Annotated in this window: 8 protein-coding genes and 1 pseudogene; 4 read left to right on the top strand and 5 right to left on the bottom strand. The window is 55.0% G+C overall.

Translation table 11 applies throughout. From position 1 onward, the window contains the following. Positions 1 to 70: pseudogene (locus DUT91_RS27575) on the bottom strand (DUF6429 family protein); the annotation flags it as partial. A 430-nt stretch (positions 71 to 500) separates the two neighbouring features. On the opposite strand from DUT91_RS27575, the gene DUT91_RS23325 reads away from it, so the two are divergent. After that, entirely contained in the window at positions 501 to 2,033 is a 1,533-nt protein-coding gene (locus DUT91_RS23325) for an asparagine synthetase B family protein (RefSeq protein ID WP_147272256.1), read from the top strand. Between the two features lie 4 nt (positions 2,034 to 2,037). Next, positions 2,038 to 3,687: an ATP-binding cassette domain-containing protein gene (locus DUT91_RS23320; RefSeq protein WP_114442826.1), complete on the top strand. Its 1,650-nt coding sequence runs from the start codon at positions 2,038 to 2,040 to the stop codon at positions 3,685 to 3,687. Positions 3,688 to 3,999: 312 nt separating this feature from the next. Here the strand turns inward: DUT91_RS23320 and DUT91_RS23315 are convergent, their stop codons facing one another. Both DUT91_RS23315 and DUT91_RS23310 read right to left on the bottom strand, forming a co-directional pair. Next, positions 4,000 to 4,584 carry a GrpB family protein gene (locus DUT91_RS23315; protein ID WP_245419947.1) on the bottom strand — a complete coding sequence of 195 codons (585 nt, stop codon included), beginning with the start codon at positions 4,582 to 4,584 and terminating at the stop codon, positions 4,000 to 4,002. Further along, positions 4,581 to 5,192 (bottom strand): recombinase family protein, encoded by a 612-nt coding sequence (locus DUT91_RS23310; RefSeq protein ID WP_114442825.1) that lies wholly within the window; start codon positions 5,190 to 5,192, stop codon positions 4,581 to 4,583. Before DUT91_RS23310 ends, DUT91_RS23315 begins: the two co-directional genes overlap by 4 nt. Positions 5,193 to 5,285: 93 nt before the next feature. Here DUT91_RS23310 and DUT91_RS23305 point away from each other — a divergent pair, with 93 nt between their 5' ends. After that, on the top strand, positions 5,286 to 8,183 hold the full coding sequence (locus DUT91_RS23305; RefSeq protein WP_114442824.1) for a Tn3 family transposase: 2,898 nt from the start codon (positions 5,286 to 5,288) through the stop codon (positions 8,181 to 8,183). Between the two features lie 521 nt (positions 8,184 to 8,704). Here the strand turns inward: DUT91_RS23305 and DUT91_RS23295 are convergent. Both DUT91_RS23295 and DUT91_RS26925 read right to left on the bottom strand, forming a co-directional pair. Continuing rightward, positions 8,705 to 10,771: a peptidase domain-containing ABC transporter gene (locus DUT91_RS23295; protein WP_245419946.1), complete on the bottom strand. Its 2,067-nt coding sequence runs from the start codon at positions 10,769 to 10,771 to the stop codon at positions 8,705 to 8,707. A 44-nt stretch (positions 10,772 to 10,815) separates the two neighbouring features. Continuing rightward, positions 10,816 to 11,163 carry a hypothetical protein gene (locus DUT91_RS26925; RefSeq protein ID WP_483466848.1) on the bottom strand — a complete coding sequence of 116 codons (348 nt, stop codon included), beginning with the start codon at positions 11,161 to 11,163 and terminating at the stop codon, positions 10,816 to 10,818. Between DUT91_RS26925 and DUT91_RS27685 the strand changes: the two genes are divergently transcribed. Beyond that, the coding region (locus DUT91_RS27685; RefSeq protein WP_483466849.1) for a hypothetical protein at positions 11,101 to 11,527 on the top strand (427 nt) is incomplete at its 3' end. The two genes, DUT91_RS26925 and DUT91_RS27685, sit on opposite strands and share 63 nt — an antisense overlap.

Below are 11,527 nucleotides of genomic sequence, written 5' to 3'. Positions count from 1 at the left end.
GCTCGTTATGCAGCGTCAGCCATAACAGCGCTAAAACGGCATCGTCGATCTTGTCCTCATCGATCTCCATGAACCGACGTTACCACGCGCGGCGCCCAAAATCCCGCGGCCCTGCTCGGATGGATACAGATCAAAGAACGAAAAAACTGATGCAGCTTGGTGACATTCCGTTGTTCGTTGCGGAAATCATAAAAGCCGGCTGTGGCACCCGAGACCTCGTCCATTTCGTCAAATCCAAAAAACGGGATGCTGGCATCCCTTTTTTGCCCCCACAGATCTGATATCTTTGGCGCTGCAGCCATTGGTTGGCTGTGATGCGAAGATGAAGGAACTAAAAATGTCTAAAGTATTCAACGCTGTCGTCGAGGCCAAGATTCCCACTCGAATGGAGCCGAAGCCTAGAGGCATTTCAGACCAAGGGCGCCGCGAAGATTAAATTCCCCACGTTAAGTTAAGCGAGGGGTATAGCCCCTCGCTTTTCGGTCTATTCGGATTTTATTATGTTGATCGCATCTTACACTTGTCCTGCGGGCGCCTCTTCACTGGATGAGACCGATTTCACGCTGACCAAATTCCCTACCCCCCATCTGCGGCTTGCATCAGCCGAGCGACCGGGACGGCGGGTTTGGTGTGTTGTGGAGGCTCATGCAGTACCAGACATGGATGAGTTGCTTTGTTGTTCCGATCCAGCTAATTCTCTCTTCCGAAATACTCTTGAATTCGATGGCACTGCAATCATTCTGAGCGAGTCGAATGGCATTGTTCGCTTCGATCTATTGAGAACACTATATGCTTCGGCTCCACTCTACATCAGCAGTGTTAACACCGGTGTAGTAATTTCTTGGGATTTTTTGCATTGCGCGGCGCAAACTCCGTTTGAACTCAATCTCGATGCTTGCCGCCGGTTCATCGTTTACGGGCCTACTCTCGAAACCGCGACCATCTTGCGTGGCGTAAAAATGGTCGGCGGCGGCCAGCATGCCTCATGGTCCAACAGACAAATTGAAATTGCCGACCTCTCCAGTATACCTGCCTATGAGGAGAACACGCTGTCTACTAAGGCAGAAGCGGCATTGTGTTTTCTCGACATGGTCGCCGAAGTTATACGTCCACGACTCGAAAAATCAACTACAGCCTGCCTAGAATTGAGCGGCGGCTTGGATTCGGCATGTGTTGCCGCCGCATTGGGGCGCGGGCAACTTAATTCCGATCGCCTCATGACTTATGGTCTCATACATGCCGGTATAGTCGGCAGTCAGCAGATAGCTCGGCGTTCGGAACTTATACAGTTGTTCAATTTTGCAGACATCACTGTTCCTTCAAGCACGTGTCATCCTTTTGAGGCATTCCTGAATGCTGATGGCTCGGCCCGTCATGTCCCGAATGATGAACTGTTTCGCCAAGGTATTGAGGCGTGTATTGATCAACTGCCCAAACTGCCTGACTTGATTTTGACAGGCATCGGTGGAGATGAATTGACAATCTTCGCCGATAAGAAAATAGCGCTATCTCGTTCTGATGATGATATAAAATTTGCTTGTGAAGCGCTATTCGGCGTTCCGCTGTCTTCTGTTTCTGAAAGTGCAAGTTTCACATCGAGTAGTGCGGTCGCATCATCCTTTTGCCGCGCCGATATGTTTTTGAATCGTGGCATTTGGCCGATCAATCCGCTGACACACCCCTCAATCGTGCAGTTTTCCCAAATTCTGCCAACAGAAATGAAACGTGAGCGCGCCCTCAATAAAATTGCACTCGCGAAATCAGGCGTGAGCGATTATTTTCTCTTTCCACGTTATCGTGAGAATTTCTCGGAGATTTATAATATAGAATTGCGCCATTTTGATTTAGGAACTTATCTCCAAGATGGGATGATACAAAAATTTGGCATTCTCAAGTGCCCCGCCCTGATCCGGCAACATATTCTGTTTGTGAATATGGGTACATGTGCGCTTCCACTGATATGCTTCGCCAATGCGATTCGATTGGAGTATATCCTTAGAACATTAAGACCATCTGATTGTAATCATTCATAAAAATATGAAAAAGACTATTCAACTCATTGCGAACATCAATCTTCTACGCGGCATTATCCAGCCTGAAACAATACGCTCGACCATCGCCGTGGCGGCGCTCGCCACACTGAGCGCAGCAATGCTCGCATTGCAACCATTCATCCTCGCCCGTGCGGCGATTTCGGTTGCACAAGACCGGATGCTTTTCAGTATTCTTGCGGTCTATATCACTATTGGATTTGTAAGTGGTATTTGTACGGCAGCTGCAGCTTATTTCACCTTGCGATCTCGCGAGAGAGTAGGCTGCGATATTGCAATGGCAACACTAGTTGCATTACTGAGACCAGACAAAACGTTCTGGCGGCATTCGATTACCGAATTGATGTATGCTTACGCGAAAGGCAGACAAGCTACACACGCGATCATTTCTGATCTATTGATGGACTTGGTGCCTTATCTTGCCAGTTTGGTCATTTTGATTTCCCTTGTCGCGGTTACGGTAAGTTGGCCGACTGCTGTTGTCATCCTCATCACGGCTGCTTTGTTCATTGGTCTGAACCTACGGGATGTGGGTAAGGAGTATGCGCTCAGTCTCGCCTTTGACATGGCGGAGAAGGAGTTCACCGCCAATATTGCGAATGCGCATGAATTGGGTGAAATTGTGCGAAGCTTTGGAACGGAAACCTTCTTGATAAGGACGCTTGAAGAGCAATTGATCGCATTCGATATCCAGGTCGGGCGTCACGCGAGGCACTATTTCATTAAACATATTCGGCTCGAATTGATTCGCTGGGGCGGTCTTGTTTCCGCGATTAGCGTATATCTATTCGGGTTAGACGCTGAAGCTGGTATCAATGCTGAAAGCATTGGTGGTTTAGTTGCGCTGATCTTGGCTTATTTGCAACTCATCGCACCAATCGTGGATCTGTCACGTTCGGCTGAACGTGTGACGCAAGCCTCTGCGAGCATGGAGATCGCTGCTGATGTTCTCAAAGACGCTCGCCGGGATACGCCACCACCACCATTCCTAAAACCAGTCGAAAACTTTGCTTTTGAAAATGTAATCACTATGGCGGGCGACCGTTCACTTGGCGCGCCGCGTTCAGCTGAGTGGCAACGTGGTGATGTAGTGGCGTTTGAGGGACCAAGCGGTATCGGAAAATCGACCTTGGCTCGTACGCTGGCAGGCTTGATTTCAGCGGTATCAGGGAAGGCGGTAGTAGACGGGAAGCCTTATATATTGCCTGCACAAGGAAATGACCTACGCCATCACGTGCTTTACGTTCCGCAGGTCGATTATGTTTTCGCAGGCACAATCATGGAAAACATACGGCTTGGTGACTATTCAATCACCGACAAAATGATCGAAGAAGCAGCACAACAGCTTGGTATCTTGGATATGCTCACGACAAGAGGGCTCACATTGCAAGCTCAGATTGGCGATAGGGGAGCTGATTGGTCTGGTGGAGAGCGCCGTCGCATAGCTTTGGCGAGGGCTTTTGTACGAAATGCCGGGGTGTTGATTTTGGATGAACCTACCACAAATCTCGATCAAGGGGCCGCAACTATGATTTTAAGTGCGTTCCGCGAGCGATTTAAACAATCAATTTTGGTAATTATTTCGCACGATATCATCGCTCCACCGCCAAACAAGCGAATTACCTGGCAGGTTTAGTCTAGCAGGCTGTTGAAGAAGTCTCGGGTTTTCCCTTGAGTATCGCCTCATCGCCATTGTGGTATCCGCCCGCCGACATTGACGGCATGTCTGCGCTGACGGCCGCGCGCATTGTCGTCAACACGATCGGTTCCATCGCTCGGCAGGTTTGAAAAGATAGCTTAGCGTAGGATTCCGCCCCCTCCCGCAGACGACCCCAGGAATCCGATTGCGGTTCCATCTGGCGCCAGGCAGGCGAACATAGGGTGAGCGTCAGCTTCTTGTACATATGCCGCGATAGACGCCGGAATACCGGACCATTCCAGCAGATCGCTAAGGATCTCTTGAGCAATGCGAGCCTTGTGTAATTTGACCGCTTGAATGTGGCGTGAGGCGGCCTTTCTTACGATGGAGGCTACAAAAAGACCCTTTATTCCCTGTGTAGTGGTCCCAATCATTATCGGTCTCGGATGCCAGACGTTGCTTCAGTTCGCCGTACGTTGCGGAATCTTCGGGATTCGCCCGCAGGTGATCTCGAAAAAATAGGCGCTTTTGATGTGTCGGCGTTCCCGGAGCACAAAGGTAAACACGCTCACCGAAAGAACTTCTGCCTGTCGTGAACGCCCACATGCCATCGTTATATTTGTTGCCATGATAGGTGTAGCCGGCCAGCTTTAACCTCTCGACCCCCTGCGGAATCAATTCTTCCGACTCCAAGACGACATCGACATCGATTTTTGGTTTCGCGCACAAGCCGGGAACAGAGGTGCTCCCGATGTGTGCGATGTCCGCGACCATTCCATCGAGCAGGCGACAAAGTTTATCTTTGATCTCTTCAAATTGTGTTGGCCAAGCCGGATCGTAGCCCAGAACTACGATCGCTTTATATTTTGCGAGTGGTATCGAGCCGCCTGTCACGCTGCACCCTCCTGTCGAGATCGCTGCACAACATCAGCAACGGTGTTCTTGCTAATGCCAAGGTCACGAGCGATCCAACGGTAGCTACGTCCTTGAGCAACAAGCGACAGAACTTTCGGAGCAAGTCGGTCAGATTTGGGTCGCTCACCAATTTGGCGGCCGAGCCTCTTGCCGCGCGCCTTGGCGGCGGCGAGGCCAGATTTGACCCGCTCGCTGATCAGGTCTCGTTCAAATTCGGCGATGCCGGAAAGCAGCGTGGCCAGCATCCTCCCGTGCGGCGACGACAAATCGAAGGCCATCCCGTTCATGGCCATTACCGATACTTTCCAGCTTTCCAGTTCGCGAAGGGTATGGAGAAGATCGACCGTCGATCGCCCCCAGCGAGAAAGCTCGGTAACCAGCACCGTATCAATCTGCCGAGCTTGTGCCAGCGCCGTGACCTTTTTGCGCTCGGCGCGATCAAGCTTCGCACCCGAGCCCGTTTCCTTGAATGTCGCCACCACTTCATAACCGGCGTGGGCAGCGAATGCCGTCAGGTCGCGCTCCTGCCGTTCGCAGGATTGGTCGGCCGTCGAAACGCGGCAGTAGATGGCGGCTCGCTGTCCCAATTGAACCCTCGTGGATTTTGGTGCCGAAAGGCCTTGATTTGCATGAGCCGATTGTTGTCCAAAACAGGGTATACTTCAATAGGGACAATCGGGATGCCGAGACGACACATTCTCACCGAGCGACAGCGCTCAGCACTGTTTGATTTGCCCACCGATGAATTGTTACTGCTTCGGCATTACACACTGGGCGACGACGATCTCGCACACATCCAGGAACGCCGCAGGCCGGAAAATAGGTTGGGGTTCGCCCTGCAGCTTTGCGCGTTGCGATATCCGGGGCGGGCGCTGGCTCCGGGCGAAGTGATCCCGCATGAGGTTCTGTCGTTCATCGGGGCTCAACTCGGCGTCTCGGCTGATGCGCTCCTCACTTATGCCGCTCGGCGGCAGACTCGCCAGGAGCATATGGAGGCGTTGCGTGAGATCTACGGTTACAAGACCTTCGCGGGTCGGGGTGCCCGTGATCTGCGTGACTGGCTTTTCGATCAGGCTGAAGAGGCCCGCTCGAACGAGGATCTCGCTCAGCGCCTGATCGCGCGTTGTCGTAAAACTCTGACGATCTTGCCAGCGATATCGACCATCGAGCGGCTGTGTGCGGACGCACTGGTCGCTGCCGAACGGCGGATCGAGACGCGGATCGCGGAAAGACTTGATACCGGCGCACGCGAACGGCTTGATGGGCTGCTGACCGAACTGCTCGATGCCAATATTAGCCGGTTCATCTGGCTTCGCCAGTTCGAGGTCGGCAACAATTCCGCAGCGGCGAACCGGTTGCTCGATAGGTTGGAGTTCTTGCGTGGCCTCGTTCTCGATCCGCAGCTTCTCGCCGGGATTCCGCCGCACCGTATCGCACGCCTGCGTCGGCAGGGGGAGCGCTACTTCACCGATGGCTTGCGCGACATCAGCTCGGATCGTCGCTCGGCGATCCTTGCTGTCTGCGCAGTGGAATGGGAGGCGACGATCGCCGATACTGTGGTCGAGACCCATGACCGGATCGTGGGAAAGACCTGGCGCGAGGCGAAACGGCTGCATGATGAGCGAATAGCTGGTTCCAAGGCAGCGGTCACAGATACTCTGCGCGCCTTCACCGCTCTGGGAGCCTCTTTGCTCGAAGCCCGCAATGATGGTGTGCCGCTGGAAATGGCGGTCGCCAAATCGGCGGAATGGGGCCGGCTCGAACAACTGGTCGCGACCGGTGTCCAGCTCAGCAATACGCTGGCCGATGAGCCTCTGGCCCATGTCGGGCAAGGATACCATCGGTTTCGCCGCTACGCGCCGCGCATGTTGCGTTGCCTGAAACTCAAGGCGGCATCCGTAGCCCAGCCCTTGATTGCAGCGGCAAAAGCCATCGGCGAGATGCAAGCGCTACCATCGGCAACCGACAGCTTCTTGCGGCCGAATTCGAAATGGCACGGCCATTTGCGAGCACAAGACCAGGGCGACAATCGCCTTTGGGAGGTGGCGGTCCTGTTTCACCTGCGGGATGCCTTCCGATCCGGTGACATCTGGCTCGACCATTCGCGCCGCTACGGCGATCTCAAGCAGGTCCTGGTGCCAATGACCACAGCACAGACGAACACCAGACTGGCAGTGCCTCTCGATCCGCAAATATGGCTGACTAATCGAAAGGCTCGGCTCGCCGATGGCCTGAAGCGGCTGGCCCGCGCAGCTCGCAACGGAACCATTCCGCACGGCAGCATCGAGGATGGAACGTTACGGATCGATCGGTTGACGGCCGACGTCCCGGACAGTGCCGAGGAGCTAATCCTCGATCTCTATCGCCGGATGCCGCCTGTCCGGATTACCGACATCTTGCTTGAAGTCGATACTGCGGTAGGCTTCTCCGAAGCTTTCACCCATCTGAGAACTGGGATTCCATGCGGTGACCGGATCGGCCTGCTCAACGTCCTGCTCGCGGAAGGGCTGAACCTGGGCCTCCGCAAGATGGCGGAGGCAACGAACACGCATGATTACTGGCAGCTGTCGCGCCTTGCCCGGTGGCACGTCGAAAGCGACGCAATGGACCAGGCACTGGCGATCGTGGTGGCTGCGCAGGCAAAGCTGCCGATGTCTCAGTTCTGGGGCATGGGAACAACCGCATCGAGCGATGGCCAGTTCTTCCCTTCGGCCCGGCACGGCGAGGCGATGAACATGGTCAACGCCAAGTATGGAAACGAACCCGGCCTCAAGGCTTATACCCATGTCAACGACCAGTTCGCGCCGTTCGCGTCACAGACTATTCCCGCGACAGTCAGCGAGGCCCCATACATCCTTGACGGCTTGCTGATGAATGAGGCCGGTCGTCAGGTTGGTGAGCAATATGCCGATACGGCCGGCTTTACCGATCACTTGTTCGGGACCAGCGGTATGCTCGGATACCGCCTTGTCCTGCGCATCCGCGATTTGCCTTCGAAGCGCCTTTACGTGTTCAATCCCGCAGGGACACCCAAGGATTTGCGCAAACTGGTCGGTGGCAAGATCCGCGAGGAATTGATCATCGCGAACTGGCCCGACCTGTTCCGCTGCGCCGCGACCATGGCTTCCGGCAAGATCAAGCCGAGCCAGCTGCTCCGCAAGCTTGCCTCCTATCCACGCCAGAACGATCTGGCGGTTGCGCTGCGGGAGGTTGGCCGCGTGGAGCGGACACTCTTTATTATAGAGTGGATCCTCGACACCGACATGCAGCGGCGTGCCCAGATCGGCCTCAACAAGGGCGAGGCCCACCACGCTCTCAAGAATGCGCTGCGCATCGGTCGCCAGGGTGAAATCCGTGACCGAACCACCGAGGGCCAACATTACCGGATCGCCGGACTCAATCTGCTCACCGCAATCATCATCTTCTGGAACACCCTCCATCTCGGCCATGCAGTCGCAGAGCGCCGGAATGAAGGACTTGATGTGCCGCCCGAACTTCTGGCGCATATCTCTCCGCTGGGTTGGGCGCACATATTACTGACAGGCGAATATCTCTGGCCCAACGCCGCAAGCGCTTAGAGTGTCATCTCGCCCCCAGCCGGAACCGACCCCCTCAAGGGCTTCCGCTCTGGCCGGGGCGGTGGCCCTTTCTTCATATGTTCTGCATGCGGACAGAGCTGGCCTGATGGCCAGATACGGACACGCTCGCTTGTCGCGGGCAACGCTCTGCGATGAAGCGAGGTCAGAGAAGGTTGTGAGTAGAAGGGCACGGTAGAGGAGATATCACCCGGGTCAGAGCTTTGCCTTATTATTGACCCCGCTTGTCTTTGAAATAATAAGTATATCTCAATTAAGATTTCTGTCCTTCCTTATAAGCTGCAAGATATTTAATGGGGTCATAACAACACCTAGGGCTGCTATCGATGATATAAAATACCTATGCAAATCTATTTCATGGCTAGAGCCAGCGTTGTAAAAGAAATACATCAACATCAGAAGCCCTGCCTGGGGAACTAAAAGCTCAAAGAACGATCTGATCTTTTTCATCGTAAGAATCCTTTTATCGTTGTCGAAGTATCCTCCCGCTGTGACGACAACGATCACAGCAACAACACCTTTTTCTGAGGCGCGGCAAGTGTGATGCGGCGGCTGGCCAAAGCGATGGTTGAGGGCCGATGCGCCACGATCACACGGCTGATGTTTAGGGCGGCGACCGCAGCATTGATCTTTTGTTCGTTGGCCTCGTCGAGATCGCTGGTGGCTTCATCCAGAAACAGGATCCTCGGTTTTCGGTAGAGCGCCCTGGCCAGGAACAGCCGCTGTTTCTGACCGCCGGAAAGGGTGCTGCCCATATCGCCAACCAGGGAATCGTATTGCATCGGCATGGCCGCAATTTCATTCGCGATCGCCGCCATGCGGGCGCATTCTTCGATCCAGTGCTGGTCGGCCTCCTGATCGAATAGAGCGATATTGTCAGCAATCGTTCCGGCAAACAGCCGGTCCGCCTGAAGCACTGAAGCCGTCATGCGTCGATAGTTCGAAAGGCCGATCCCGTTGATGTCGTGCCCGTCGACAAGAACCTTTCCGGCGGTGGGAGAAATAAGCCCTGACATTATCTTGAGAAGTGTCGTCTTCCCGCATCCTGATGGACCAACGATGGCAATGCACTCGCCCGGCGCGACGTCGATATCGATGCCGTCAAGAATTTTCGGCATGTGCTCGCCGTAGGAAAAGGATACATCCCGCAAAGCCAGGCTTGCGGTACTGGATTGCCCGACCGGAACGGGGAAAATCCTGCTTGTGTCCTCTTCCGGCGTTGCCAGAGCTATATCCGCGATGCGTTCCGCGTGCAGGCCGAGCATTTTGAGGTTGATAGCGAGCCCGATCAGCGCGCTGACCCTGCCAACAAATTGATCCTTATAGGCCAGGAAGGCGATCAACATCCCGATTGTCATGTCGCCGGCCATGACGGCACTTGCTCCGAGCACAAGCATGGTGATGTTGACCACACCTCCGAGAAGCCCTCCCACGGTGCCAAACAGGAAATCCAGCTTCGCAATGCGCAGATTGGCGTTCGTGGCTTCGATCAGCAAATTAAGCCAGGCGCCCCTTCGCTTCTCGTGGAGATCGAGCGCCTTGATGCTGGCAACGCCGCGGATCGTCTCCATGAAGTGCGAATCCTCCTTTGCGCCTTGAATGATCGCTGCTTCATTGGCGTCGCGATATGGCCGATAAGCAGCAAGCCGGATAAGGAGATCCAGAAGAATGGTGACCATCGCTACGATCGTCAGCCAGCCGCCATAAAGCAGCATCATCGCAAGCGCCCCGACGGACATGATCCCGTCGAGGACTGCCCCAACCAGACTGGTGGTGATGGCCGACTGAATACTTCCCAACGAGCCGAACCGAGAGACGACATCGCCGATGTGCCGTTTCTCGAAATAAGAGAGCGGTAAACGCAACAGATGGTCGAAAAGCGCGGTGGTCCATTGTAAGCTGAGGCTCGTGCCCATGATCAACGTTGCCCAGGAACGCGCCAGACCGATCGCGGTCTGAAGCAGCAACAGCGCCCCAAGGATCACGGCCACCAGCGAGAGCAGATCGTAGTCGGACGCAACGATTACCTCGTCGAAGATCACCTGAGATCCAATGGGGGCAAGAAGGGCAAATACCTCAAGGCAGATTGAAAGAAGGAAAATCTGGGCCAGCGCGCGCTTGAGTCCGACCACATGCCGGACCAGGTCAAAAAGCTTGATACGATCGCGTTCGGTTTTCTTTTCAAAGCCACCTGTCGGCCAAATCTCCAACGCGACGCCGGAAAAGCACTCGGATATTTCGGCATGTGTGATATGGCGACGGCCTAGTGCCGGGTCGTAGATAATCCCTCCGTGTCGCGTGACACGCTCGAGTATGACGTAGTGTCTCAGCTGCCAATGCAGGACGCATGGCAGCCGCAGATTGGCGAACTCGCTCGGTTCCGTTCTCAGGGCACGCGTGGCCAGGGATAGCCCCGACGCAAAGCGGGACATATCGATGAGGGACAAGCCCCTCATCGAGGCCGAGAACCGGCGCCGCAAGGCGCCCAGATCGACCCTGTGGCCGTGATAGGAGGCAATCATCGCGAGACAGGCAAGGCCGCATTCCGCCACCTCGGTTTGCAGAACCATAGGTAACCGCCGGCGGAAACCGAAAGTCAAACCAGCAGCTGGATTCATAGGGCAGCATCCCTGAGCGCCTGACCGGTGATTTTACCGTGCAGGCTGTAAAGCGGTTCAAACAACCATTGATAAAGGGGCCTCGTGTCGAGCAGGAGATCGGCCTCGACGGCCATTCCGGCGCGCAAAGGCTCCGGCTTTCCATAGGCCATGACGACGGAACTATCCGGCTGAACGGTAATCCTATAGCGGGGAGCCTGTTTCTGCTGTGACAGCGCAACCGAGGTGTCCAGATCATTGGCGACCGTCACCTGAGAAACGTCCGTGATCATTCCGGGATATTGACCAAACTTCTGGTAAGGAAACGCGGCGTAACGCAAGAGGACCCGAATGCCCTTTCGCACGAAACCGATTGCCTTGCTTTCCGCAAGAAGATGAATTTCCAAATTTCCGTCTGCAGGCAGGATGGAAACGAGTTCACTACCCGCGGGCACCATTTGCCCTGCTCGGGCGAAAACCGCCGCAATCGTCCCGTCGCGGGGGGCAGTCACCACAACGACACGCCTGGATTCTCCTTGCGCCAGCTGCTCTTCTATGCCTGCGATACGCTGCCGAAGTTCCCCGATCGCCATGGCGGCGCTCGCATCGAAGCCCGCGATTTTGGTGTGAACACTCGCAAGGCTTCCATCGAGCTGAACACGCTGGCGTCTGAGGCTCTCCAACTCCTGCCTTGTTTGTATCAGGGTCTGCTGCCGCGATTCGAATTCC

The sequence above is a fragment of the Paramesorhizobium salinisoli genome, from assembly GCF_003335045.1.
Taxonomy (GTDB): Bacteria; Pseudomonadota; Alphaproteobacteria; order Rhizobiales; family Rhizobiaceae; genus Paramesorhizobium; species Paramesorhizobium salinisoli.
This window is presented reverse-complemented; position numbering and strand designations above follow the sequence as displayed.